The following is a 24,594-nucleotide window of genomic DNA, read 5'->3' as shown; positions in this document are numbered from 1 at the left end:
GTCATCCTGCCGCCGAGGGGCCCGTTGCTCACTGCGTTGCGCGGACTTGTCCGGAACTCGCCCGGCGCGCTTCCCGTTCCGGCTTCGCCAGCTTCTCCAGCCGCGGCACGATGGCGGCGGGGGAGGGCAGGGCCGCCGTCTCGGCGCGGACCTCGGCCGCCGCGGCCGGCAGGTCCTCGTCCGTGAGCAGGCGGCGCAGCAGGGCGGCGTCCACCGCGTCCGGGGTGGCGACCATGCCGACGCCCCGCGTGCGCAGGATCCGCGCCACCTCGAAGTCGTCCGCGCCGCCCGGCAGCACCAGGTGGCGGACGCCCGTGCCGAGACCGGCCAGCGTGGTGCCGTTGCCGCCGTGGTGGACCATCGCGGTGCAGGTCTCCAGCAGCGCGGTCAGCGGCAGCCAGCCCTCGGCCCGTACGTTGCCGGGCAGATCGCCCAGTGCGGCGGGGTCGGCGTCGCCGAGCGCCAGGACGAACTCGGCGTCCACCGCGCCGGCCGCCCGGACCACTGTGCGCAGCTCGCCGACGCCGCTCAGCTGCGGGCGCAGGGTGCCGAGGGTGACCGCGACCCGGGGCCGTGCCGGGCGCTCCAGCAGCCAGGGCGGCAGCACCGCGCCGGTGGTGTAGGGGAGCGCCCGCATGGGCCAGCCGCCCAGGTCGTACGCGGCGATACTGGGCGGCCGGGTGTCGATCGTCGCCGCCCGCGGGGGCGGACCGTCCAGGCCGTACCGCCGGTACGCGTCCGCCAGCCACGGCCCGAAGCGGTCGCTGATCTGCCGGAAGTGGTGGCAGCTGATGGCGTGTTCGACCGCGGGCACCCCGAGCACGGCCGCCACCAGCGGCCCGGCGCCTTGGAGTTCGGTGTGCAGGACGAGGTCCGGCCGCCAGGCCCGGGCGACCTCGACGGTCCGCTCCACGGTGGCCCCGGAGGTCTTGGCGAAGACCTCGGCCGCCAGCGTGACGGCCTCGGGCGAGTCCGTACGGAACCGCTCGAAGGGCATCCGCCGCTCGGCCAGCAGCCGGCCGAAGATCTCCTCGGTGTCGGCGGCGGGCGAGGAGTCGAAGGCGTGCAGCCCGGCGCGCGCGACGTGTGTGCAGGAGGCGCCGGGGGTGGCGAACAGGACGTCGTGCCCCGCGGCGCGCAGCGCGTGCGCGAGCGTGATCGGCGGGAAGACGTGCCCCGCTCCGTGGGACGTGGTCACCAGGACGCGCATGGTGCGGTGCTCCCTCCTGCGGGCCGGGCGGGCGGCCTGGTCACGCCGACGCCTCGACGGCTTTGCGCAGCGCGGCGGCCACCGTGCGGACATCGGCGTCGGTGAGCCCCGGGTGCAGCGGCAGGCACAGCGTCTGAGCGGCGGCCCGTTCCGCGCCGGGCAGGTCCGGGCCGCCGGTCCCGTAGAGGGGGATCTTGTGCAGCGGCGCGTAGCGGAAGGTCGTGTAGATGCCCTCGCGGAACAGCGCGGAGGCCACCTGGTCGCGCAGGCCGGCGGCCATCTGCACCCAGTAGAAGAAGTACGAGGACCGGTGTCCGGCGGGCAGCGGGGGCGGTACCCGTACCGCGTCGAACCCGGCCAGCTCCCGGTCGTACAGCTCGACGATCTCCTTGCGGCGGGCGAGGAACGCGGGCAGCCGGCGCAGCTGCACGGTCCCGATGGCCGCGGTGAGGTCGTTGCCGATCTCCCGGCGGCCGGGCTCCGGGACGTCCGGATCCCACCAGCGGTGGGAGACCTTCGCGTGCCCCAGTCCGGTCGGCTGCACCAGCCCGTGGTAGGCCAGCCGGCGGGCCCGGGCGGCGAGTCCGGCGTCGCGTACGTACAGCATCCCGCCGTCGCCGGTGGTCAGCACCTTGGCCGCGTCGAAGCTCCACATGGCCAGGTCGCCGAAGGTGCCGACGGCCCGGCCGTCCACCCGCGAGGCCACCGAGCAGGCGCAGTCCTCGACCAGGGTGCGGCCCGCGGCGCGGCAGTGTGCGGCGATGCGCGCGATGTCGCCGGGGTGGCCGCCGTAGTGCAGCACGATGACCGCTCTGGTGCGGGGTGTGACGGCGGCCTCGATGTGCTCGGCGGTCGGGTTGAGGGTGCGGGCGTCCACGTCGCAGAAGACCGGGCGGCCACCGGCCCGTAGGACCGCGTTGGCGGCGCCCACGAAGCTGGGCGAGGGCAGCACCACCTCGTCGCCCGGTTCGAGGCCCAGCAGCTCGGCGGCGAGGAACAGGCCCGCCGTGCCCGAGTTGACGAACAGCAGGTGTTCGGGGCGGGCGCCGATGTGGTCGGCGAAGGCCGCCTCGAAGGCCGTGCTGCGCGGTCCGTGGCCGAGCCAGCGGTCGGCGAACACCGCCGCGACGGCGGCCAGTTCGTCGTCGCCGGCCTGCGGCTGGAAGAGGTCGATCATGCCGGGTCCTCGCGATCTCGAAGGGGCGGTGTGCCTCGACGGCGAGTCTCGTGCGGGCCGCGGGGGCGGAGAAGCGCAGGGCGCGGGCCCGAACGGGCCACGGCCGGTTCGGGCCACCGCGGACGCCTTCCCCGCGCGCGGCGGTGGCGGGAGGGTCGCATCTGTCAGCGAGATGTCACCAGGAGATGGAAAGCTCTTGAACTCTCAAGTACTGTTCGCTGTCCGTGCCGGCCGACCGGCCCGGCACGCCACTCTTTCCGGAGAGGAACCATGACGTCCCAAGCCGTCCACGCGTCCGGCCCGACCGCCGCCGACGCCTCCGACGACACCCGGTCCTGGACCCGGGCCGAACCCGGCCCCTTCGGTGTCCTGCTCACCGCCACCGAACCCGGCACCCCGGTCACCGCCGTCCCCGTGCCGTGGCTGCGCGACCTCGCCCGCCGTCACCACCTCGTGGCGTTACGGGGGTTCACCGCCCCCGCCGACGCCACGGCGCTGGACGCCTACGCACGCGCATGGGGCGAGGTGATGGAGTGGCCGTTCGGCACGGTCTTCGACGTACGCGCCCACCAGGACCCCGAGGACCACGTCTTCGACACCGGCTTCATGCCGCTGCACTGGGACGGAATGTACGTCGAACACGTACCCGAGTTCCAGATCTTCCACTGCGTCGCGGCGCCCGGCGCGGCCGAAGGCGGCGGCACGCTCTTCTGTGACACCACCCGTGTCCTCGCCGACACCGACGCCGAGACCCTCGAACGCTGGCGCGGTCTGACCCTGCGCTACCGCAACGCCAAGGTCTCCCACTACGGCGGGATCGTCGTCTCGCCCCTGATCGAGCCGCACCCGGACGCCGGGTTCCCGGTCCTGCGGTTCCTCGAACCGGTACCGGACGGTGAGCACATCATCAACGAGCCCGACGTGAGCATCGACGGCCTGGAGGGCGAGGCGGCCGCCGCCGAACTGGCCGCCATCCGCGACGCCGCGTACGACCCCCGGCACGTGTACGTCCACGCCTGGCAGCAGGACGACCTCGTCATCGCCGACAACTACACCCTGCTGCACACCCGCGTGCCCTACCGCCGCGGACTGCCCCGCCACCTGCGCCGCGTCCACGTGCTGGGCGACCCCCCGCTGCGCAGCCACGTGCACGACCACCAGAGCGCCACCGGGACCGACACCCAGCGGGGGACCGTATGACCGTCATGTACGAGCAGCACGCCGGGCACGCGGAGTCGGGGGAGGACGAGGACGACGCCGCGTACCAGGCACGCACGGAGCGGTACTGCGCCCGCATCCTGGAACTGCTGCTCCCGCACCGCCGGCCCGTCGGCGCCCCGGACGAGGCGCTGAGCGGGGACGGCGGCCCGCACGACGGCCACCGGCCCGAGGAGTGCTTCGCCGAACAGCTCACCCAGCTGCGCGGCTTCGTCTCCCGCCGCGAGCCGGTGCTGCTGACCCTGCCGGCGTTCCCCTGCAAGTCGCCCAACCCCGCCAAGGTCGCCGGCCACCTGCCCGACCTCGGCGAACTGCTCTCGCTGCGCTTCCTGGACGACCTGTGCGCCGCGATCGGGGCCGTCTACCCGCCCGGCGCCCGGCTGCTGATCTGCTCGGACGGCCATGTCTTCGGCGACCTGATACGCGTCCCGGACGCGCACATCGACGCGTACGGCAGGGCGCTGCGCGACATGATCGACGCCAACGGCCTGCGGCACATCGACACCTTCGGCCTGGATCACGTCTACGAGGACCGCACCTACGACGAGAAGCGCGCCCTGCTGGAGCGGGACTTCGCACAGAGCGTGGAGGAGCTGCGGGCCGAGGTGCGGGCGGGCGGTCCCGCGCTCGGCCACTACCGCGGCACCATCCGCTTCCTGGTCGAGGACACCGCGGACTGGACCGGTTCCAAGGCCCAGTTGCAGCGCGAGTGCCGGACCCGCGCGTACGGCGTCCTGCGGCGCAGCCGGGCGTGGGGCGAGCTGATCGGCCACCACTACCCGCGGACCGTACGGCTGTCCATCCACCCGCAGCCCTGCGGTTCGGCGAAGTTCGGGATCTCGCTGCTGGAGGCGGCGGACAACTGGCTCACACCCTGGCACGCCGTCGTCGTGCAGACCGGCACGGACCGCTTCCGGCTGATGAAGCGGCACGAGGCGGAGCGGGTGGGCATTCCGGCCGGCCCGAGCTGGCGGCCGAGCCACTACATCGCGTCGGAACTGTTCGGCGTGGCCGGCTGACCGGCCGGCCGGTGCGGGCGGCCGGCCCGCCGGCCGCCCGCACCGGCCGTGAGCAGCACCCCGGCCAGGCACCAACTGGCCAGCACGTCCAGCGGCCAGTGATAGCCGCGCCGTACCAGGCCGATGCCGACCGCCACGTTCAGCAGCCCGACCAGGGCCGCGACGCCGGACGTCATCGGCCTGCGCGCGCGTTCCCGGGACACGGGCCGCGACGCCGCGAGCAGCAGGACCACCGCCCCGTACGCGACCGCCGCCGTCGCCGCGTGCCCCGACGGGAAGAAACCGCTGTGCGCGCCGCCCGCCATTTCGGGCGGACCCGGCCGGGCCAGCCACGTCTTCAGGGGAACCACCAGCGCGGGCGTCAGGGCCATGACCAGTACGGCGGTCAGCGGCGGCAGCCACCAGCGTGGTGCGGCGGCCCGTCTGCCGTACCAGGCCGCGCACAGCGCCGCGAGCGCGAGGACCGGCAGCGCGACGACCGCGTTGCCGAGGTCGGCGAAGAACTCCGCGAGGGGGGTGGGCACGGAACTGCGGGCCACCGACCGGCCGAGGCGTTCGTCCAGCGCGCGCAGCGGGCCGTCGGAGGCCACCTGCCAGGTGAGGACCGTGAGGAGCGCGGCGCACAGCACGCCCACCACCAGAAGGCCGTGCCGGTGGAAGAAGGCCGGCCGCCTCGGAACAGGGGGGGTGGTTCCGAGACGGCCGCGCTGACCGGAGCGCCGCGCGCCCCGGGGGGTCTGGGGCGGGCAGCCGTCCGATCGGTGAGGATGCCCGGGGCGCGGGGCCCCGGATGTGTGCGCGAAGGCACGGCCTGGACGGAGCCGGGGAAGCGCCGGCCGGGCGTCGCCCGCAGTCTCCTGTGGGCGGGGTGTTTCTCTCATCTGCAGAAACCGTACGGCAGGGCGGCGGGACCGGACAGCCGGATCACCCGCCCGCCATCGGCCCCGCACACATTCTTCACGTCCTGCCTCGGTTACTCCAGGTCACACCGCGGCGAGCGCACTCTCGATGATGTTCAGGCCCTCGTTCAGCAGGTCCTCGCCGATGACCAGCGGCGGCAGGAAGCGCAGCACGTTGCCGTACGTACCGGTGGTCAGCACCAGCAGGCCCTCCTGGTGGCAGGCCGCCGCGAGCGCCGCGGTCGCCTTCGGGTTCGGCTCCTTGGAGCCGGACTCCACGATCTCGATGGCGATCATCGCGCCCCGGCCGCGGACCTCGCCGATGATGTCGTGCTTGTCCGCCATCGCCTGCAGACGCGGCTTCATGATCTCGCCGATCCGCCGGGCCTTCGCGTTCAGGTCCAGCTCGCGCATGGTCTCGATGGCGCCGAGCGCCGCCGCGCAGGCGACCGGGTTGCCGCCGTAGGTGCCGCCCAGGCCGCCCGCGTGCGCCGCGTCCATGATCTCGGCGCGGCCGGTGACGGCCGCCAGCGGCAGACCGCCCGCGATGCCCTTCGCGGTCGTGATCAGGTCCGGGACGATGTTCTCGTCCTCGCACGCGAACCACTGGCCGGTGCGGCAGAAGCCGGACTGGATCTCGTCCGCGACGAAGACGATGCCGTTCTCCTTCGCGAACTCGGCCATGGCGGGCAGGAAGCCCTTGGCCGGCTCGATGAAGCCGCCCTCGCCGAGCACCGGCTCGATGATGACCGCGGCCACGTTCTCCGCGCCGATCTGCTTGGTGATCTGCGAGATGGCCTGGTCCGCGGCCTCCTTGGCACAGTTCTCCGGGCCGGTCAGCCAGCGGTACGGGTAGGCCAGCGGCACCCGGTAGACCTCCGGCGCGAACGGGCCGAAGCCGTGCTTGTACGGCATGTTCTTCGCGGTCAGCGCCATCGTCAGGTTCGTCCGGCCGTGGTAGCCGTGGTCGAAGACGACGACCGCCTGGCGCTTGGTGTAGGCGCGGGCGATCTTGACGGCGTTCTCCACGGCCTCCGCGCCGGAGTTGAACAGCGCCGACTTCTTGGCGTGGTCGCCCGGGGTCAGCTCGGCCAGCTGCTCACAGACCTCCACGTACGGCTCGTACGGCGTGACCATCACACAGGTGTGGGTGAAGTCCGCGAGCTGCGCGGTGGCCCGGCGCACCACGGCCTCGGCGCTGTTGCCGACCGAGGTGACGGCGATGCCCGAACCGAAGTCGATGAAGGAGTTGCCGTCGACGTCCTCCAGGATGCCGCCGCCCGCGCGCTTGGCGAAGACGGGCAGCACCGCCCCGACGCCGCCGGCCACCGTGGCCTGCTTGCGCGCCCACAGCTCCTGGGACTTGGGGCCGGGGATCGCGGTGACGACGCGACGCTCCTGGGGGAGGGCGGGGCCTCCGGACAGTTCGGTCATGGCAGTCTCCTGGGGGTGGAACGGGACGTTCTGAAGGGGTTGTGCTCGCAGGCTAGGGGGCCGAGCCGGGCGTCGGCATGTTCCGTTCGGGAGAAGTGCGCGTGTTGCGTTGTCCGCACCGGACATAGCGGCGCGGTACGGCCAGTAGATTGAGCGGCGGCGTACGCAGGGAACAGCAGGGTGCGCGGCCGGGGATGCCCGCCGCGTGCCCGCACGTCTCGAGGGGGACGAGGGGCACCGGATGGACACCGAGGGCACGCAGCACGACGCACCGCACACCCGCACCGACCACCACGTACCCCGCCCCGCGGCACCACCGGTCCCGTCCGTCCCGCCACCGGTCCCGGGAACCCCGCCGACAGTGCCGGGAGCACCGCCGGTGCCGTCCGCGCCGCCCGCCTTCGAGGACGGCGCGTTCCTGCGCTGGCTGCGCGCCCCCCGCCGCGCCGCCGCGCCCGGTATCTGGACGTACGGGCACGTCCCCCGGCCCGCCGAGAACCCCGACCGGGTGCCTACCCGGCAGCTCGTCACCGGCGCGCTGATCTCGTTCCTGTGCGGCTGGCTGCTGTGGTCCCTGCTGTGGAACGGCTACCTCGGCCCGTTCTGGCTCTATCCGCTGCTGCTTCTGACGCCCGACTCCTGGCGCTCGGCCGGCGGCGACAAGATGATCTACGTCTGGCTCACGTACTTCTACTACGCCCTGGTCCTGGCCCTCCTCGTCCTGGTCTTCGGACGCCTCGGGCGCTGGCGGGAGCTGGGGCGGCGCTGCCTGGCGCCGGTGCTGCGCCGCGCCCGGGAGCAGCGGCCCGACACCGTGCCGGAGCCGCAGGCGGACCGCGCCCGGTGGCCCGCGCTGCGTGCGGGCGGCGCGCCGGACGCCGCGGACAAACTCGCCGCCGAGGCCCTGTCCGGCCGTATGAACGACGTCGACGTGGCCCGCATCGAACGCGCCTGGCACTCGGTGCGCTCCGGCCGGAACTCCGTCGCCGCCTTCACCGACACCGTCCTGCGGCACGGCGCCGCCGCCTGCGCCCACCCCTCCGGCCTGCGCGACCTGCCCACCCGCTCCGCCCGGCACGACCTGCTCGCCCACCAGGTGCGCATCGGCACCGCCACCGACCACCCGCGCAACCCCCACGCACACCGCGGCACCGGCTGCGCCCTCGACCCGGCGCTGCTGGGCACCTCACTGCTGGCCGTCGGCCCGCCCGGCTGCGGCAAGACCACCCGCGTGGTGCGGCCCGTCGTGGAGGCCATGTGCCTCCAGGCGCTGGCCGGGCGCGGCGCGGTGGTCGCCGTGGGCGCGGCCGGCTCCGCCCTCGGCCCGGACGACGCGTTCGACGTGGTCGTACGGATCGGCGCCCCCGAACCGGACTGCGACCTGGACCTGTACGGCGGCACCGACGACCCCGACGAAGCGGCCGGCGTCCTCGCCGAGGCGCTCGTCGGCGACCTGGCCGCCACCCTGCCCGGCGGCGACAGCCGGCGCGCCGCGACCGCGCTCGGCCAGCTGCTCGGCCCGTTCCGCACCGCACACGGCCGCTTCCCGTCCGTCCCCGAACTGCGCGAACTCCTCGACGGCACGGCGACGGCGCTGGCCGCGCTGCGGGACGCGCTGGAGACCGCCGGGGCGCGCTCGCTGCTGCGCGAACTCGACGCCCGCGCACGGCAGTCCGGCCGCCCCGGGGACATCGGCGAACTCCTCGCCGACCGCATCGCCCTGCTCGACCGCCCCGCCTTCGCGCCGTACTTCGACCCCGAGGGCGGCGACCGCCGGCTGTCCCTGCGCGCGCTCGACCACCCGCTGCGGGTCCGTATCGACCTGCCCGAACGCGGCCACGCCGAGGCGTCGCGCATCCTGGCCCGGCTGGTGCTGGCCCAGTTCACCGAGTGCGCCACGGCCCGCACCGACCGCTCGCTCTTCGCCTGCCTGATCCTCGACGACGCGTCGCACACCGTCACCGCGGAGTCGCTGCGCGGCCTGCAACGGCTGCGCGCCGCCAACGCGGGCGTCCTGCTGACCCTGCGCTCCCTCGACGACGTGCCCGAGTCCCTGCGCAGCGCGCTGCTGGGCGCGGTGGGCTGCCGGATGGCGTTCGCGGGCGTGACGACCTGGGACGGCGCGCGGTTCGCCGAGGTGTGGGGCAAGGAGTGGGTGGAGACGCGCGACGTGACGGACCGGCAGATCATCGCGGAGGGCGCCGCGATGAAGGCGTTCCACGTCTTCCGCCACCTGGTCACCGGCAAGGCCGCCACCGCCAAGGCCGTCACCGTCCGCACCGTCGAACGCGAACGCTGGTCCGCCTCCGACCTGGCCAACTCCGTCCCGCCGGGCCATGCGGTGCTGTCGGTGACGTCGGTACGGGGGGAGCACGCGCCGCCGGTGCTGGTGGATCTGCGGGGGTGAGGCGGGCCCGGCCGGGGTCCGGCCCCGGCCGGCGGCCCGGCTCAGTCCTCCCGCACCACCCCCGTAGCCGTGATCTCCACCAGCTGCCCCGGGTAGCCGAGGACCGTGACGCCCACGAGCGTGGAGGTGTGCGGGCCTGTGGAGAGGGCCGAGGCGCGGACCTCCTCCCAGGCGGGGAAGAGCTCTTCGGTGGTGGTGGCGGCCACGTACACCGTGCTGGCGATCACCCGGTCCAGGCCGCTGCCGGCCGCCTCCAGCTGGGCGGCGAGGTTGGCGAGCACCTGACGGGTCTGGGCGGCGACGTCGCCCGGGCCGACGAGATCGCCGTCCGCGTCCAGCGGGACCGCGCCCGCGGTGAAGACCAGGCGGTCGCCCGCCTCGACGACGGCGGCGTGTGAGTAGCGCGGGGGCGGGAACAGGCCGGGAACGGTCGTGAAGCGGGCCATCGGGACTCCTCCGGGGCGCGGCGTCTGTGGTGGTGCCGTATCGGGCGGTGCGGTATCGGGCGGTGCCGATCAGTTCACGGCGGGGCCGGGCGCGTCCACCGGTTTTCCCGGCCGGAGCCGGCCCGGCCGCCGCCCGTACCGGGCCGCCCCACCCCGTACGGCCGCATCCCCCGCCGAACCCGCCCCCGCACCCCTCCGCTGAGGCAGAATCGGCAGCGACCGTTCATACGGGACGGCGAAGAAGATCACCGACCGTCACCGCCACGCCCGCCCCGCCGACGCCCCACCGAAGGTCCCATGCCGCACACGCTCGCCTCCCTGGCCCACCACTCCGCGCTCAAGCTGACGGTGCTCGCGGGCGCGGACCGGCTGGACACGCCCGTGCGCTGGGCGCACGCCAGCGAGCTGATCGACCCGGTGCCGTACATGGAAGGCGGCGAGCTGCTGCTCATCACCGCCCTCAAGCTGGACGCCGAGGACCCGCAGGAGACCCGCAGGTATGTGCGCCGGGTCGCGGGCGCCGGGGTCGTCGGGCTCGGCTTCGCGGTCGGCGTCAACTACGAGGACGTGCCGGCCGCGCTGGTCACCGCCGCGGCCGAGGAGGGCCTGCCGCTGCTCGGCGTGCCCCGCAGCACGCCGTTCATCGCCATCAGCAAGGCCGTGTCCGCCGCGGTCGCCGCCGACCAGTACCGCGCGGTGACCGAGGGCTTCGAGGCACAGCGCGAGCTGACCCGGGCGGCGCTCGGCGCCGAGGGCCCGGCCGAGCTGCTGGCCCGGCTCGCCGCGCACCTCAAGGGCTGGGCCGCGCTGTACGACGCGTCCGGCGCGGTGGTCGCCGCGGCCCCGGACTGGGCCGCCCGCCGGGCCGCCCGGCTCGGCGCCGACGTGGGGCGGCTGCGCGAGCGCCCGGCCCCCGCCAGCTCGGTGGTCAGCGAGGCGGCGGGCGACGACCGGGTCGAGCTGCAGTCCCTGGGCACCGGCCGCCGCGCCCGCGGTGTGCTCGCGGTCGGCACGGGCGCCCCGCTGGGCACCGCCGAGCGGTTCGCCGTGCACTCCGCCGTCGCCCTGCTGACCCTGACCACCGAGCGCTCCCGCGCCCTCCAGGAGGCCGAGCAGCGGCTCGGCGCCGCGGTGCTGCGGATGCTGCTGGCCGGCGAACCGGACCACGCGCGGGCGGTCGCGGGCCGGCTGTACGGCGGGCTCCTGGACGCCCCCTTCCGGGTGGTGGTCGCCGAACCGGTCGCCGCGGGCGGCACGGAGCCCGCGCCGCCCGCCCTGGACGCGCTCGCCGACGCCATGGAGTCGGCGGCGGCCCGTACCGGCGAGGCGGTGCTGGCCGTGCCGGAAGGCGGCCGGCTGGTCGTGCTGGCCGCGGACGGCGGGGCCGCCGCGGAGGCGTGCGCCGAGTACGCGGCGGCGGCCGAGGCCCGGTTCGGCGGGCAGCCGATGCCGAGCGGGCGCACGGCGCGCGCGGAGGCGGGGCGCTCCGGCGAGGGCCTGGCCGTCGGCCTGTCCGCGCCCGCCGGGCCGCGGGACACCGCGCACGCCTACCGCCAGGCGGAACAGGCCCTGTCCGTTGCCCGCCGCCGCGGCCGGGTGCTGGTCGAGCACGAGGACGTGGCGGCGGGGTCGGTCCTGCCGCTGCTCGCCGACGACGCCGTACGGGCCTTCGCCGACGGCCTGCTGCGCGCGCTGCGCGAGCACGACGCCACCGGCCGCGGCGACCTCGTGGCCTCCCTGCGGGCCTGGCTGTCCCGGCACGGCCAGTGGGACGCGGCCGCCGCCGACCTGGGCGTCCACCGGCACACGCTGCGCTACCGGATGCGGCGGGTGGAGGAGATCCTCGGGCGCTCGCTGGACGACCCGGACGTGCGCATGGAGCTGTGGCTCGCGCTCAAGACGACGGCTTCGGTGACGGAGGCGCCGGGGGGCGCGGCCGGGGGGTAGCCGTTGCGGGGCGTGCCGTGCGCCGGGGCCGGGGTCCGCGGGCCGTTTGGCGGCTGGGGCCGGTGGCCGCGGGTCCGCGGTCGTACGCCGCCGGGCGCCGGGCCGGGCGCGCACCGGCTCGGGTACCCGTACTCGCTGGTACGCCGACCCGTACGCCAATGCGGCGGGCCGCACCGTACGACTACTCCGCGCCGGACAAACGCCCCGGCCGCACCCCGCCCCTACGGTGGACCCAGGCCCACGCGGGCCGTCCGTACCACCCCCACTTCGGAAGGGCCGGGACCCACTGTGACTTCTCCCACCGCCTTTTGGCTCGCCGGTCGCCAGGCCACCGGCGAGGACGCCTTCGACGTCACCTCCCCCTGGGACGGCCGTCTCGTCGGCACGGTGAGCGTTCCCACCGAGGCGCAGGTCGAGGAGGCCGTCGCGGCCTCCGTCGCCGTGCAGGCCGAGTTCGCGGCCACCCCCGCCCACGTGCGCGCCGCCGCCCTGGACCAGGTGCAGCGGCGCCTGGTGGAGCGCACGGAGGAGATCGCCCGGCTGATCTCCGCCGAGAACGGCAAGCCCATGAAGTGGGCCCGCGGCGAACTGGGCCGGGCCGTCTCCGTCTTCCGCTTCGCGGCCGAGGAGGCCCGCCGCTTCAACGGCGGCGAGGCGCAGCGCCTGGACACCGACGCGGGCGGCGCCGGCCGCCTCGCCCTGACCCGCCGCTTCCCGCGCGGCACGGTGCTGGGCATCGCGCCCTTCAACTTCCCGCTCAACCTCTGCGCCCACAAGATCGCCCCGGCGATCGCCGCGGGCGTGCCGATCATCCTCAAGCCGGCCCCGGCCACCCCGCTGTCCGGGCTGGTCCTCGGCGAGCTGCTGGCCGAGACCGACCTGCCGGCCGGCTCCTGGTCGATCCTGCCGGTGACCAACGACCGGATGCCGGCGCTGGTCCAGGACGAGCGGCTGCCGGTGATCTCCTTCACCGGCTCCGAGCAGGTCGGCTACGCGATCATGGACTCGGTGCCGCGCAAGCACTGCACCCTCGAACTGGGCGGCAACGGCGCGGCCGTGGTGCTCGCGGACTACGCCTCCGAGGCCGACCTGGACTGGGCGGCGCAGCGCATCGCCACCTTCTCCAACTACCAGGGCGGCCAGTCCTGCATCTCGGTGCAGCGGGTGATCGCCGACGCGTCCGTCTACGACCGCCTGGTGCCCAGGATCGTGGCCGCCGTCAACGCGCAGGTCACCGGCGACCCGTCGGACGACGCGACCGAGGTCGGCCCGCTGGTCAGCGAGGACGCCGCCAAGCGTGTCGAGGCGTGGGTCGACGAGGCCGTCGGGGCGGGCGCCAGGCTGCTCGCGGGCGGCAAGCGGGACGGCGCCTCCTACGCGCCGACCGTCCTGGAGGACGTGCCGGCCGGCGCCACGCTGGCCTGCGAGGAGGTCTTCGGGCCGGTCCTCAGCCTGACGAAGGTGGACGGCGAGGCGGCGGCGTTTGCGGCCGTCAACGACTCCAAGTACGGCCTCCAGGCGGGCGTGTTCACGCACGACGTGCAGGCCGCCTTCCGGGCGCACCGGGAGCTGGAGGTCGGCGGCGTGATCATCGGTGACGTGCCGTCCTACCGCGCGGACCAGATGCCGTACGGCGGTGCCAAGCAGTCCGGCGTGGGCCGCGAGGGCGTGCGCTTCGCGATGGAGGACTACACGTACGAGCGGGTGCTCGTACTGACCGGCCTGGACCTCTAGGACCGGCCTTTGCGCGCCGTCCCCCTCCCGGGGGCGGCGCTCGGACGGAACGAGCAACGCGCTCCGGCACGCTGTCCCGGAGCGCGTTGCCTCCCCCGTTCCCCCGTGCGGCGGTGCCGTTCTCCCCCGTGCCCCCGCACTTCTGTGGTGGTGTGCTCCGACCGTACGCGCCCGCCGTGCGCCGGGGCGTCCCGTCGCGGGTGGAAATGCGGGCGTGACTTCCGCGGTAGCCCCGGCCCGGACGTACAACTTCCGCGGTATGCGGACGGCCCGCTCCGGTTCGATGCCCCCTCGCGCGGCCCGGGTTACGCTGCGGCCGTGCGCAGGGGCGGAGTGGCCGGGGCGGTGCGACGGCGGGTGCGGAGGCCGCCGCCACTCACCCTCGACACGGCCGTCGCCGCCGCCTTCGCGACCGTTTCGCTGCTGCTCGGCCATGACAACGCACCGGCCGGCTGGGACCGTCTGGACGGCCCCGGTTCCGTACTGACCTGCCTGATCAACCTGCTGCTGGTGGCCCGCAGGCGGGCCCCCGTCGCGGTGTTCCTGGGCGTCTTCCTGCTGTGGTTCGCCTACATCGCGCTGGACTACTGGCCCGTCGTCAACAGCCTCGCCGGCCTGATGGCCCTCTACACCGTCGCCTCCCACCGGCCGCCGCGCGTCGCCGCCGGCTGCTCCGTGCTGCTGGCCGCGCTGTGGAACTTCGCCGGGACGACGGGCAACGAGAGCGCCTGGCCGACCACGCTCGGGCAGAGCGTGCTGTACACGGTGATCCTCTGCTGGTTCGGCAACGTCGCCCGAACCTCCGCCGAACGCAACGTCCGGCTCACCGAGATGGCCCGGCAACTGCGCCTGGAGAAGGAGGAGAACGCCCGGCGCGCGGTCGCCGACGAACGGGTGCGCATCGCCCGCGAACTGCACGACGTGGTCGCCCACCACATGTCCGTGATCTCCGTACAGGCCGGGCTGGCCGGGTACGTCTTCACCTCCGACCCGGACACCGCCCGCCGCGCGCTCGGCACCATCGCCGGCACGAGCGGCGAGGCGCTGGAGGAGATGCGGCGGCTGCTGGCCGTGCTGCGCGTGGACCCGCGGGAGATGGCGGGCGGGCCGGCCGCCGTGGACCGCGGGGAGACGGGCGAGGGCAAGGACGCCACCGCCTACGAACCGGCGCCGGGCCTCGACCGGATCGGCGGGGCCGTCGAGCGGGTACGGGCCGCCGGGCTGCCGGTCGAACTGCACACGACGGGGGAGCGGCGGCCGTACGCGCCGGGGCTGGAACAGTGCGCCTACCGCGTCGTACAGGAAGCGCTGACCAACGCCCTCAAGCACGCGCGGGGCGCCCGCGTCGAGGTGCGGATCGACCACGGTACCGAGCGCCTCACGGTCGAGGTGCGCGACGACGGCCCGCCCGCCGCACCCGCCCCGTCCCCGGAAGCCACCCTTCCACCAGCGGCTTCCGGCCAACTCTCCACCGGACACGGGTTGATAGGGATGCGCGAGCGGGCCAGGATTTACGGCGGCAGTCTGCGGGCCGGTCCGCTGCCGGGCGGCGGCTTCCAGGTGCGGCTCACCCTGCCCGTCCACTCCGCGGCGGGGCCGCCCCCGCCTCGGAAAGGGACGACAGAGCATGATCAGGGTGCTGGTGGCCGATGACCAGGTCCTCATCCGGGCCGGCGTCGCCGCCCTGCTGCGGGCCGCGCCCGACGTCGAGGTGGTGGGCGAGGCGTCGGACGGCGAGGAGGCGGTCCGGCTGGCCGCCGAACACCGCCCCGACGTGATCCTCATGGACATCCGGATGCCCGGGGTCAGCGGCATCACGGCCACCGAACGCATTCTGCGCACCGCGGCCGAGGCCGGCGGACCGGCCCCGCGCGTCGTGGTGCTGACCACCTTCGACCTGGACGAGTACGTGTACGCGGCGCTGCGCGCCGGAGCCAGCGGCTTCCTCCTGAAGGACACCCCGCCGCAGCGGCTGCTCTCGGCCATCGCCACCGTCGCGGGCGGCGACATGCTCTTCGCGCCGAGCGTCACCCGCAGGCTGGTCGAGGCGTACGCGCGGCAGCGGGACGAGACCGGGCCGGAACCGGCGGACGGGCCGGAACCCCTCCAGGCGCTCACCGCCCGGGAGCTGGAGGTGCTGCGGCACACCGCCAGGGGACTGTCCAACCCCGAGATCGCGGCCCGGCTGGTGATCAGCGAGGCCACGGTGAAGACGCACCTGAACCGGACGATGGCCAAGCTGGGCCTGTGCAGCCGGGCCCAGGCCGTGGTGCTGGCGTACGAGACGGGGCTGGTCACGCCGGGTGCCCGCTGAGGCGCGGCGGGGCCGGAGGGGCGCCGTCCGCTCCGTCCGGTGCCGCGAAGTCTGGTGCAAGTCGAACGGAACGGGTACAGACTCACAAGTAGCACTGGCCGGTAGCCGGACGGCGGCGGGATCGCCGTACGCCCACCGGCCCGGCGCCGACCGGTACGGAACACCGCATTACGGGACCGCCGACCGTCCGGTCCCACCGACCGCCCGGCCCCACCGGCCGACGCCCCACTCCGTGACCCGACTCCGCGGCGAGGTGAGCCCCTCATGACCGCTCCATCCACCCGCAACGTGTCCGAGCGCGAGGCCCGGCAGGTCGCCGAGGCCGCCCGGGAACAGGACTGGCGCAAGCCCAGCTTCGCCAAGGAACTGTTCCTGGGCCGCTTCCGGCTCGACCTCATCCATCCGCACCCCACCCCCGCCACCGAGGACGCCCAGCGCGGGGAGGAGTTCCTCGCCAAGCTCCGCGACTTCTGCGAGACGAAGATCGACGGTGCCCGCATCGAACGCGAGGCGCGGATCCCCGACGAGACCATCGACGGTCTCAAGGAGATCGGCGCGCTCGGTATGAAGATCGACACCAAGTACGGCGGCCTCGGCCTCACCCAGGTCTACTACAACAAGGCGCTCGCCCTCGTGGGCTCCGCCAACCCGGCCATCGGCGCGCTGCTCTCCGCCCATCAGTCGATCGGCGTACCGCAGCCGCTGAAACTGTTCGGCACCCAGGAGCAGAAGGACACCTTCCTGCCGCGCTGCGCCCGGACGGACATCTCGGCGTTCCTGCTCACCGAGCCGGACGTGGGCTCCGACCCGGCCCGGCTGGCGACCATGGCCGTACCCGACGGGGACCACTACGTACTCGACGGCGTGAAGCTGTGGACCACCAACGGGGTCGTCGCCGACCTCCTCGTGGTCATGGCGCGGGTGCCGAAGAGCGAGGGCCACAAGGGCGGCATCACCGCGTTCGTCGTCGAGGCCGCCGCCGAAGGCGTCACCGTCGAGAACCGCAACGCCTTCATGGGCCTGCGCGGCATCGAGAACGGCGTCACCCGCTTCCACCGCGTACGGGTGCCCGCCGCCAACCGCATCGGGCCCGAGGGCGCCGGTCTGAAGATCGCGCTGACCACGCTCAACACCGGCCGGCTCTCACTGCCCGCGATGTGCGTCGGGGCCGGGAAGTGGTGCTTGAAGATCGCCCGCGAGTGGTCCGCCGCCCGTGAGCAGTGGGGCAAGCCGATCGCGAAGCACGAGGCGGTCGGCTCCAAGATCTCCTTCATCGCGGCCACCACCTTCGCGCTGGAGGCCGTGGTCGACCTCGCCTCCCAGATGGCCGACGAGGACCGCAACGACATCCGCATCGAGGCCGCGCTGGCCAAGCTCTACGGCTCCGAAATGGGCTGTCTGATGGCCGACGAACTGGTGCAGATCCGCGGCGGCCGGGGCTTCGAGACCGCCGCCTCGCTCGCCGCCCGCGGCGAGCGCGCCGTGCCCGCCGAGCAGATCCTGCGCGACCTGCGGATCAACCGGATCTTCGAGGGCTCCACGGAGATCATGCACCTGCTCATCGCCCGCGAGGCGGTGGACGCGCACCTGTCCGTGGCCGGCGACCTCATCGATCCCGACAAGTCGCTCACCGACAAGGGCCGGGCCGCCGCCAAGGCCGGCACGTTCTATGCCCGCTGGCTGCCGAAGCTGGTCGCCGGGCCCGGCCAACTACCGCGTACGTACGCGGAGTTCGGAGAACTCGCCGGGCATCTGCGCTACGTGGAGCGGGCCGCCCGCAAGCTCGCCCGGTCCACCTTCTACGCCATGTCCCGCTGGCAGGGCCGGATGGAGACCAAGCAGGGCTTCCTCGGCCGGATCGTCGACATCGGCGCCGAACTCTTCGCCATGAGCGCCGCCGTCGTCCGGGCGGAGCACCTGCGCGCCACCGGCGACCACGGCCGGGAGGCGCGGCAGCTCGCCGAAGCGTTCTGCCGGCAGTCCCGCATCCGCGTCGACGAACTCTTCGGCCGGCTGTGGACCAACACCGACGACCTGGACCGGAAGGTCGTCGCGGGCGTGCTGACCGGCACGTACACCTGGCTGGAGGACGGCGTCGTGGACCCGAGCGGCGACGGTCCGTGGATCGCCGACGCGACGCCCGGCCCCTCGGCGCGGGAGAACGTCCACCGGCCGATCCGCTGAGCCGCGCGCGGCGCGCTTCGCCCGGTGGGCCTAGAGGAACTGCCAGGTGAAGCGCGCCGCCGCGAAGTTCCGCGCGGCCAGGTCAGCCCGGGTGATCAGCCAGTACAGCGTGCCCTGGTGGACCCAGTTCATCCAGGCCCGCTCGTCGCTGTCGATCTGGGCGAGCAGCACCCAGTCGTCCGGGTCCTCGTCCTCGCGGACGACGTCGTACTCCGGTCCGCCGTCCTGTACGGGGATGGGATGGCCGCCGATGCGGTGGCGCACCCGGGGTTCGAGGTCGCCCAGGGCGTCCTCGAACGTCTCCACCCACTCGGGCGGGTCGTCCCGGTCCGCCGGGGCCAGGAGGTCCTCGATCCGCAGTTCCTCCCGGTCGGGCCAGGTCAGCTCCGGCTCCGCCGACAGCCGTATCCGGTGGTACGGCTCGATGCCCTCGGGAGCGCCGCGCTCGGCCACGGGAGTGCCCTCGGGGACGTACAGCACGCGGGCGCCCTGCTGCCCGTCCGGGCCGAGGCCGGGGACGCCGTCGCCGGTCTGCCCCGGACCGTAGGACACGAAGAACAGCAGCGTCCCGTCCTCGGGCAGGGGTATGTCCAGCTCCGCGCCGGCCAGCGCGGCCAGCGACACCGAGGCGACGAAACTCAGCGGCCCGTTGCCCTCCCACACCGGCCACGGCACGTCCGGCGGCAGCTCCGGGAGACCGCCCAGGTGGCCGGCCACCGGGCCGGACATCGGGGCGCGGCGGTTGTCGGGGCGGGTCAGGCGGACCGCCGGCCGCAGCAGCGCCGTCCAGCGGTCCGCCACCTCGGCGGGCAGGTGCGCGGCGGCCAGCCGCGCGGGCGGGGACATCGTTCGCGTCATGTCCGTACGGTCCCACGGACCACTGACAACGCCCCGCGGCCCACGGCCGCGCCCGGACCGGCAACGTCCCCTGCGGCTCACGACCACGCCCGGACCGGCAACAATGGTGCCCATGACGGACACCCTCGCTGACCCGCATCTGCGCTTCGTCCCCGCCCCGCTCACCGGCGACGGCGGCGGGCCGCGCGACATCGTGATCCTCGGCTCGACCGGCTCGATCGGCACCCAGGCCATCGACCTGGTGCTGCGCAACCCCGACCGCTTCCGGGTCACCGCGCTGTCCGCGGCCGGCGGCCGGGTGGCGTTGCTGGCCGAGCAGGCGCACCTGCTGCGGGTCCGTACGGTGGCGGTGGCCCGCGAGGACGTGGTGCCGGCGCTGCGCGAGGCGCTTACCGCCCGGTACGGGGCGGGGCGGCCGCTGCCGGAGATCCTCGCCGGGCCCGACGCGGCCACCGAGGTCGCCGCCTCCCCCTGCCACACCGTTCTCAACGGCATCACCGGCTCCATCGGCCTCGCGCCCACCCTCGCCGCCCTGAAGGCGGGCCGCGCGCTGGCGCTCGCCAACAAGGAGTCGCTGATCGTCGGCGGCCCGCTGGTGAAGGCCCAGGCCCGCCCCGGCCAGATCGTCCCGGTCGACTCCGAGCACTCCGCCCTCTTCCAGGGCCTGCTGGGCGGCCCCCGCAAGGAGGTGCGCAAGCTCGTCGTCACCGCCTCCGGCGGGCCGTTCCGCGGCCGTACGAAGCGCGAGCTGGCGTCCGTCACGCCGGAGCAGGCGCTCGCCCACCCCACCTGGGCGATGGGCCCGGTCATCACGGTCAACTCCGCGACCCTGGTCAACAAGGGCCTGGAGGTCATCGAGGCGCACCTGCTGTACGACGTGCCCTTCGACCGCATCGAGGTCGTCGTCCATCCGCAGTCCTACATCCACTCGATGGTGGAGTTCACCGACGGTTCCACGCTGGCCCAGGCCAGCCCGCCCGACATGCGGATGCCGATCGCCCTGGGCATCGGCTGGCCCGACCGGGTACCGGACGCCGCCCCCGGCATCGACTGGACCCGCGCCCACCAGTGGGAATTCTCGCCGCTGGACACCGAGGCGTTCCCGTCCGTGCCGCTGGCCTGCCACGTCGGCGAACTGGGCGGCACCGCGCCCGCCGTCTTCAACGCCGCCAACGAGGAATGCGTCGACGCGTTCTTGAAGGGCGGGCTGCCGTTCACCGGGATTGTCGATACCGTCGCCGAAGTGGTCGCGGAGCACGGCACGCCCGACAGGGGAACCTCCCTGACGGTCGCGGACGTCTTGCAGGCGGAAACCTGGGCGCGCGCCCGCGCCCGTGAGCTGGCCGCCCGAGCGGCCCGTACGACATCGGAGGCTCGCGCATGACGACCTGGATGACCGTTCTGGGCATAGTCGTCTTCGTCGTCGGCCTGCTCTTCTCGATCGCCTGGCACGAGCTGGGGCACCTGTCCACGGCCAAGATGTTCGGCATCCGGGTGCCGCAGTACATGGTCGGCTTCGGGCCGACGCTGTTCTCCCGGCGCAAGGGCGACACCGAGTACGGCATCAAGGCCATACCGCTCGGCGGCTACATCCGCATGATCGGGATGTTCCCGCCGGGGGAGGACGGCGCCATACACGCCCGGTCCACCTCCCCCTGGCGCGGCATGATCGAGGACGCCCGTTCGGCGGCCTTCGAGGAACTGCAGCCCGGTGACGAGAAGCGCCTGTTCTACACGCGCAAGCCCTGGAAACGCGTCATCGTGATGTTCGCCGGGCCGTTCATGAACCTGATCCTGGCGGTCGTGATCTTCATGGGCGTGCTGATGGGCTTCGGCATCAGCACCCAGACCACCCAGGTCGGCTCGGTCTCGGACTGTGTCATCGCGGCCTCCGCCAAGAGCGGCAAGTGCACCGCGGACGCCAAGGACTCCCCGGCCAAGGCCGCGGGCCTGCGGGCCGGCGACAAGATCGTCGAGTTCGACGGCAAACCCGTACCCGACTGGGGCACCCTCCAGCAGCGCATCCGGGACACCACGGGACCCGCGACGATCACCATCGAGCGGGACGGCCGGCGGCAGCAGCTGCACGCCGACCTGATCGAGAACAAGGTCGCCAAGACCGACGGGCACGGCGCGTACGTGCCCGGCGAGTACGTGACCGCCGGCTTCCTCGGCTTCACCCCGGCCACCGGCATCGTCCGGCAGTCCTTCGGCCAGTCCGTGGACCGCATGGGCAGCATGGTCGAACAGGGCGTCCAGTCGCTGGTCAACCTGCCCGCCAAGGTCCCCGACCTGTGGAACGCCGCCTTCAACGGCGGCGAACGCAAGCAGGACTCCCCGATGGGCGTGGTCGGCGCGGCCCGGGTCGGCGGCGAGGTCTTCTCGCTGAACATCCCGCCGGAGCAGCGGGTGGCGACCATGCTCTTCCTGGTCGCCGGCTTCAACCTGTCCCTCTTCCTGTTCAACATGCTCCCGCTGCTGCCGCTGGACGGCGGTCACATCGCGGGGGCCCTGTGGGAATCGGTCCGCCGCGCCTTCGCCCGCGTCTTCCGCCGCCCCGACCCCGGCCCCTTCGACGTGGCCAAGCTGATGCCGGTCGCCTACGTCGTCGCCGGGATCTTCATCTGCTTCACTCTGCTGGTCCTGGTGGCGGACGTGGTGAATCCGGTGAAGCTGACGTAGGCACGGGGGCCGCGGACCGGCCCCCGGCCGCCGCACGGCGCACACGGGTGCTCCTCCGCCCCCGATGGGGGACCGGAGGGGATCGATGTGCCCACGGCGACCCTCGTGCCGTAATCTCGAAGGCCGGAGCCCGCCGATCTCGGGACCTAGATCCACACCTTGGGGTTGCTCGCCAGATGACTGCCATTTCACTGGGAATGCCGGACGTACCGACCAAGCTGGCCGACCGCCGGGTCAGCCGCCAGATCCAGGTCGGTCCGGTCGCCGTGGGCGGAGACGCACCGGTCTCGGTGCAGTCGATGACGACCACGCGCACGTCCGACATCGGCGCCACGCTCCAGCAGATCGCCGAGCTGACCGCCTCCGGCTGCCAGATCGTCCGGGTCGCCTGCCCGACCCAGGACGACGCCGACGCGCTGCCGGTCATCGCGAAGAAGTCGCAGATCCCGGTCATCGCCGACATCCACTTCCAGCCGAAGTACGTGTTCGCCGCGATCGACGCCGGCTGCGCCGCGGTCCGGGTGAACCCGGGCAACATCAAGCAGTTCGACGACAAGGTCAAGGAGATCGCCAAGGCGGCCTCCGACGCGGGCACCCCCATCCGCATCGGCGTGAACGCGGGCTCCCTCGACCGCCGGCTGCTCCAGAAGTACGGCAAGGCCACGCCGGAGGCGCTGGTGGAGTCGGCGCTGTGGGAGTGCTCGCTGTTCGAGGAGCACGGCTTCCGGGACATCAAGATCTCGGTCAAGCACAACGACCCGGTGGTGATGGTCAACGCGTACCGGCAGCTGGCGGCGCAGTGCGACTACCCGCTGCACCTGGGTGTGACCGAGGCGGGCCCGGCGTTCCAGGGCACGATCAAGTCGGCGGTGGCCTTCGGTGCGCTGCTGTCCGAGGGCATCGGTGACACGATCCGCGTCTCGCTGTCGGCTCCGCCGGCCGAGGAGGTCAAGGTCGGCCTCCAGATCCTGGAGTCGCTGAACCTGCGCCCGCGCCGTCTGGAGATCGTCTCGTGCCCGTCGTGCGGGCGTGCGCAGGTGGATGTGTACAAGCTGGCCGATGAGGTGACCGCGGGCCTGGAGGGCATGGAGGTGCCGCTGCGGGTCGCGGTGATGGGCTGTGTGGTCAACGGTCCCGGTGAGGCGCGTGAGGCGGACCTGGGCGTGGCGTCCGGCAACGGCAAGGGCCAGATCTTCGTGAAGGGCGAGGTCATCAAGACCGTCCCGGAGTCGAAGATCGTCGAGACGCTCATCGAAGAGGCCATGAAGATCGCCGAGCAGATGCAGAAGGACGGCGTGATGTCCGGCGAGCCCCAGATCTCCGTCGCCGGCTGACGCCCGCACCGCCCCGGGCGCCGCGTGCGCCCCACGAGCCCCGCCGCCGGACCACACCGGTGGCGGGGCTCGTGCGTACATCGCGCCGGAAGCGGTACCCGCACAGCAGATCCGCAGCTCAGCTGCCGGGGAGGTAAAGTTCCAGGACCTGCTGTCGCCTGGCCTCCCAGGCCCGTAAAGGTGAGGCTTTCCGACACGTGCTGACGACCACGACCACCAAGGTTCTGGAACCCGGCGAACTCGACGACGCACTGGCGGTGCTGGACCGCGACCCGGTCGCCAATGCCTTCGTCACCGCGCGCGTGCAGGTCGCCGGGCTCGACCCGTGGCGGCTCGGCGGCGAGATGTGGGGCTGGTACGTGGGCGGCCGTCTGGAGTCGCTGTGCTACGCGGGCGCCAACCTCGTCCCCGTCTGCGCCACCCCCGAAGCGGTGCGCGGCTTCGCCGAGCGGGCCCGCCGCCAGGGACGGCGCTGCTCCTCCATCGTCGGCCCGGCCGGACCCACCGCCGCACTGTGGTCCCTCCTGGAACCCGCCTGGGGCCCGGCCCGCGAGGTGCGCGCCCACCAGCCGCTGATGGTCACCTCGTCCTTCGCCGCCGAGGTCGAGCCCGACCCGTACGTACGGCGCGTCGGCAAGCACGAGATGGACCTGATCATGCCCGCGTGCGTGGCGATGTTCACCGAGGAGGTCGGCATCTCGCCGCTGGCCGGCGACGGCGGACTGCTCTACCAGGCGCGCGTCGCCGAGCTGGTCGGGGCCGGGCGGTCGTTCGCCCGGATCGACGACGGCCAGGTCGTCTTCAAGGCCGAGATCGGCGCCGCCACCCCCCGGGCCTGCCAGATCCAGGGCGTCTGGGTCGCGCCCGAGTACCGCGGCAAGGGCCTCTCGGAGACCGGCATGGCCGCGGTGCTGCGCCACGCCCTCACCGAGGTCGCGCCGGTCGCCTCCCTGTACGTGAACGACTTCAACACGGCGGCGCGGGCCGCGTACCGGCGGGTCGGCTTCCGGGAGGCCGGCGCCTTCATGAGTGTGCTCTTCTGAGCCGGCCGCGCCCCCGGCGGCGGGCCGCCGCCGCACACCGGCCGCCCCGCCGATCGTCTTCCGCCCCGGCGCCTTGTACGCTCCCCGCCATGGATGACGTCGCGGTCGGCCCCCTCGACCTCGCTGCCCGCGTGGACGACGCGCTCGCCGTGCAGGCGCTCGCCTTCGGACTCACCGACGACGAGATCGGCGTCCGCCGCCACATCGTCCTGCGCCACCTCACCAGCCCCGGAGCCCGCGCCCTCGGTGCCACGACCCCCGCCGGACGGCTGGTCGGCTTCGTCTACGGCATGCCCAACAGCCGTACGCACTGGTGGTCCACCGTCGTCGAGCCGTACCTGCGCGCCCGCGGCCTGGACCAGTGGCTCGACGACTCCTTCGTCATCACCGAACTGCACGTGCTGCCCGCCTTCCAGAACCGGCGGATCGGCCGCGAACTGATCACCCGCATCACGGACGCCGCCACCGAACCGCGCAGCATCCTGTCCGCCATCGACACCGACAGCCCGGCCCGCGGCCTCTACCGCTCCCTCGGCTACCAGGACCTGGCCCGCCGCGTCCTCTTCCCGAGCGCCCCGCTCCCGTACGCCGTGATGGGGGCGCCCCTGCCGCTCAAGCGGTGAACGGGACGCGGCCGGGCGCGATCCCGCCGGACGGGATCCGCCTGCCGCGGGGTGTATCCCATTTC

19 protein-coding genes are annotated in these 24,594 nt (G+C 73.8%); 13 read left to right on the top strand and 6 right to left on the bottom strand.

All coding sequences use genetic code 11. The features are described from left to right. Window positions 1-28 precede the first annotated feature (28 nt). Together ACH4FX_RS25410 and ACH4FX_RS25405 are read right to left on the bottom strand one after the other, a co-directional pair. Complete coding sequence (locus ACH4FX_RS25410; RefSeq protein ID WP_398482595.1) at window positions 29-1,210, bottom strand: nucleotide disphospho-sugar-binding domain-containing protein; 1,182 nt, start codon at window positions 1,208-1,210, stop codon at window positions 29-31. 40 nt (window positions 1,211-1,250) lie between these two features. Continuing rightward, on the bottom strand, window positions 1,251-2,387 hold the full coding sequence (locus tag ACH4FX_RS25405; RefSeq protein ID WP_398482593.1) for a DegT/DnrJ/EryC1/StrS family aminotransferase: 1,137 nt from the start codon (window positions 2,385-2,387) through the stop codon (window positions 1,251-1,253). Window positions 2,388-2,657: 270 nt separating this feature from the next. Between ACH4FX_RS25405 and ACH4FX_RS25400 the strand changes: the two genes are divergently transcribed. Continuing rightward, a complete protein-coding gene (locus ACH4FX_RS25400) occupies window positions 2,658-3,587 on the top strand; it encodes a TauD/TfdA dioxygenase family protein (RefSeq protein WP_398482591.1) in 930 nt (309 codons plus the stop codon). Continuing rightward, window positions 3,584-4,624, top strand: coding sequence for an L-tyrosine/L-tryptophan isonitrile synthase family protein (locus tag ACH4FX_RS25395; RefSeq protein WP_398482589.1), 1,041 nt, complete (start codon window positions 3,584-3,586; stop codon window positions 4,622-4,624). The genes ACH4FX_RS25400 and ACH4FX_RS25395 overlap by 4 nt, the downstream gene beginning before the upstream one ends. Here ACH4FX_RS25395 and ACH4FX_RS25390 read toward each other — a convergent pair. Together ACH4FX_RS25390 and gabT are read right to left on the bottom strand one after the other, a co-directional pair. Further along, complete coding sequence (locus ACH4FX_RS25390; protein ID WP_398482587.1) at window positions 4,588-5,262, bottom strand: phosphatase PAP2 family protein; 675 nt, start codon at window positions 5,260-5,262, stop codon at window positions 4,588-4,590. The two genes, ACH4FX_RS25395 and ACH4FX_RS25390, sit on opposite strands and share 37 nt — an antisense overlap. Before the next feature lie 345 nt (window positions 5,263-5,607). Then, window positions 5,608-6,957, bottom strand: coding sequence for a 4-aminobutyrate--2-oxoglutarate transaminase (gabT, locus tag ACH4FX_RS25385; RefSeq protein WP_398482585.1), 1,350 nt, complete (start codon window positions 6,955-6,957; stop codon window positions 5,608-5,610). A 241-nt stretch (window positions 6,958-7,198) separates the two neighbouring features. Here gabT and ACH4FX_RS25380 point away from each other — a divergent pair, with 241 nt between their 5' ends. Then, on the top strand, window positions 7,199-9,364 hold the full coding sequence (locus ACH4FX_RS25380) for an ATP-binding protein (protein ID WP_398482791.1): 2,166 nt from the start codon (window positions 7,199-7,201) through the stop codon (window positions 9,362-9,364). 41 nt (window positions 9,365-9,405) lie between these two features. Here ACH4FX_RS25380 and ACH4FX_RS25375 read toward each other — a convergent pair whose 3' ends face one another. Beyond that, entirely contained in the window at window positions 9,406-9,810 is a 405-nt protein-coding gene (locus ACH4FX_RS25375) for a RidA family protein (protein WP_398482583.1), read from the bottom strand. A gap of 297 nt (window positions 9,811-10,107) precedes the next feature. Here ACH4FX_RS25375 and ACH4FX_RS25370 point away from each other — a divergent pair, with 297 nt between their 5' ends. From ACH4FX_RS25370 to ACH4FX_RS25350, 5 genes are all read left to right on the top strand, one after another. Beyond that, on the top strand, window positions 10,108-11,757 hold the full coding sequence (locus ACH4FX_RS25370; RefSeq protein ID WP_398482581.1) for a PucR family transcriptional regulator: 1,650 nt from the start codon (window positions 10,108-10,110) through the stop codon (window positions 11,755-11,757). 288 nt (window positions 11,758-12,045) lie between these two features. Further along, window positions 12,046-13,491 carry an aldehyde dehydrogenase family protein gene (locus tag ACH4FX_RS25365; protein ID WP_398482579.1) on the top strand — a complete coding sequence of 482 codons (1,446 nt, stop codon included), beginning with the start codon at window positions 12,046-12,048 and terminating at the stop codon, window positions 13,489-13,491. Between the two features lie 318 nt (window positions 13,492-13,809). Continuing rightward, window positions 13,810-15,144 (top strand): sensor histidine kinase, encoded by a 1,335-nt coding sequence (locus tag ACH4FX_RS25360; RefSeq protein WP_398482577.1) that lies wholly within the window; start codon window positions 13,810-13,812, stop codon window positions 15,142-15,144. After that, the gene (locus ACH4FX_RS25355) at window positions 15,119-15,805 is read left to right on the top strand and encodes a response regulator (RefSeq protein ID WP_398482575.1); all 687 of its coding nucleotides are present in this window, start codon (window positions 15,119-15,121) and stop codon (window positions 15,803-15,805) included. Before ACH4FX_RS25360 ends, ACH4FX_RS25355 begins: the two co-directional genes overlap by 26 nt. Before the next feature lie 264 nt (window positions 15,806-16,069). Beyond that, window positions 16,070-17,989, top strand: a complete 1,920-nt coding sequence (locus tag ACH4FX_RS25350; RefSeq protein WP_398482573.1) for an acyl-CoA dehydrogenase family protein — start codon at window positions 16,070-16,072, stop codon at window positions 17,987-17,989. Window positions 17,990-18,019: 30 nt separating this feature from the next. Here the strand turns inward: ACH4FX_RS25350 and ACH4FX_RS25345 are convergent, their stop codons facing one another. Next, on the bottom strand, window positions 18,020-18,847 hold the full coding sequence (locus tag ACH4FX_RS25345) for a YwqG family protein (RefSeq protein ID WP_398482571.1): 828 nt from the start codon (window positions 18,845-18,847) through the stop codon (window positions 18,020-18,022). A gap of 112 nt (window positions 18,848-18,959) precedes the next feature. Here ACH4FX_RS25345 and dxr point away from each other — a divergent pair, with 112 nt between their 5' ends. The 5 genes from dxr to ACH4FX_RS25320 all read left to right on the top strand — a co-directional run bounded on the left by dxr (window position 18,960) and on the right by ACH4FX_RS25320 (window position 24,529). Continuing rightward, a complete protein-coding gene (gene dxr / locus ACH4FX_RS25340; RefSeq protein WP_398482569.1) occupies window positions 18,960-20,231 on the top strand; it encodes a 1-deoxy-D-xylulose-5-phosphate reductoisomerase in 1,272 nt (423 codons plus the stop codon). Continuing rightward, window positions 20,228-21,529 (top strand): M50 family metallopeptidase, encoded by a 1,302-nt coding sequence (locus tag ACH4FX_RS25335; protein ID WP_398482567.1) that lies wholly within the window; start codon window positions 20,228-20,230, stop codon window positions 21,527-21,529. The genes dxr and ACH4FX_RS25335 overlap by 4 nt, the downstream gene beginning before the upstream one ends. A 176-nt stretch (window positions 21,530-21,705) precedes the next feature. Beyond that, window positions 21,706-22,863, top strand: coding sequence for a flavodoxin-dependent (E)-4-hydroxy-3-methylbut-2-enyl-diphosphate synthase (gene ispG / locus ACH4FX_RS25330; RefSeq protein WP_398482565.1), 1,158 nt, complete (start codon window positions 21,706-21,708; stop codon window positions 22,861-22,863). Between the two features lie 197 nt (window positions 22,864-23,060). Continuing rightward, window positions 23,061-23,906 carry a GNAT family N-acetyltransferase gene (locus tag ACH4FX_RS25325; protein ID WP_398482563.1) on the top strand — a complete coding sequence of 282 codons (846 nt, stop codon included), beginning with the start codon at window positions 23,061-23,063 and terminating at the stop codon, window positions 23,904-23,906. A gap of 89 nt (window positions 23,907-23,995) precedes the next feature. Continuing rightward, window positions 23,996-24,529 (top strand): GNAT family N-acetyltransferase, encoded by a 534-nt coding sequence (locus ACH4FX_RS25320; protein ID WP_398482561.1) that lies wholly within the window; start codon window positions 23,996-23,998, stop codon window positions 24,527-24,529. Window positions 24,530-24,594 lie beyond the last annotated feature (65 nt).

The sequence above is a fragment of the Streptomyces sp. NPDC018019 genome (assembly GCF_044327805.1).
Taxonomy (GTDB): Bacteria; Actinomycetota; Actinomycetes; order Streptomycetales; family Streptomycetaceae; genus Streptomyces.
Note: the sequence above shows the minus strand (reverse complement) of the source record. Positions and strands in the feature narration are given on the sequence as shown.

What these genes read in the sequence shown, in the direction of transcription:
- ACH4FX_RS25410 (WP_398482595.1), bottom strand. Translation starts at nt 1,210, where the DNA reads ATGCGCGTCCTGGTGACCACGTCCCACGGAGCGGGGCACGTCTTCCCG.
- ACH4FX_RS25405 (WP_398482593.1), bottom strand. Translation starts at nt 2,387, where the DNA reads ATGATCGACCTCTTCCAGCCGCAGGCCGGCGACGACGAACTGGCCGCC.
- ACH4FX_RS25400 (WP_398482591.1), top strand. Translation starts at nt 2,658, where the DNA reads ATGACGTCCCAAGCCGTCCACGCGTCCGGCCCGACCGCCGCCGACGCC.
- ACH4FX_RS25395 (WP_398482589.1), top strand. Translation starts at nt 3,584, where the DNA reads ATGACCGTCATGTACGAGCAGCACGCCGGGCACGCGGAGTCGGGGGAG.
- gabT (WP_398482585.1), bottom strand. Translation starts at nt 6,957, where the DNA reads ATGACCGAACTGTCCGGAGGCCCCGCCCTCCCCCAGGAGCGTCGCGTC.
- ACH4FX_RS25380 (WP_398482791.1), top strand. Translation starts at nt 7,199, where the DNA reads ATGGACACCGAGGGCACGCAGCACGACGCACCGCACACCCGCACCGAC.
- ACH4FX_RS25375 (WP_398482583.1), bottom strand. Translation starts at nt 9,810, where the DNA reads ATGGCCCGCTTCACGACCGTTCCCGGCCTGTTCCCGCCCCCGCGCTAC.
- ACH4FX_RS25370 (WP_398482581.1), top strand. Translation starts at nt 10,108, where the DNA reads ATGCCGCACACGCTCGCCTCCCTGGCCCACCACTCCGCGCTCAAGCTG.
- ACH4FX_RS25355 (WP_398482575.1), top strand. Translation starts at nt 15,119, where the DNA reads ATGATCAGGGTGCTGGTGGCCGATGACCAGGTCCTCATCCGGGCCGGC.
- ACH4FX_RS25350 (WP_398482573.1), top strand. Translation starts at nt 16,070, where the DNA reads ATGACCGCTCCATCCACCCGCAACGTGTCCGAGCGCGAGGCCCGGCAG.
- ACH4FX_RS25345 (WP_398482571.1), bottom strand. Translation starts at nt 18,847, where the DNA reads ATGACGCGAACGATGTCCCCGCCCGCGCGGCTGGCCGCCGCGCACCTG.
- dxr (WP_398482569.1), top strand. Translation starts at nt 18,960, where the DNA reads ATGACGGACACCCTCGCTGACCCGCATCTGCGCTTCGTCCCCGCCCCG.
- ACH4FX_RS25335 (WP_398482567.1), top strand. Translation starts at nt 20,228, where the DNA reads ATGACGACCTGGATGACCGTTCTGGGCATAGTCGTCTTCGTCGTCGGC.
- ispG (WP_398482565.1), top strand. Translation starts at nt 21,706, where the DNA reads ATGACTGCCATTTCACTGGGAATGCCGGACGTACCGACCAAGCTGGCC.
- ACH4FX_RS25320 (WP_398482561.1), top strand. Translation starts at nt 23,996, where the DNA reads ATGGATGACGTCGCGGTCGGCCCCCTCGACCTCGCTGCCCGCGTGGAC.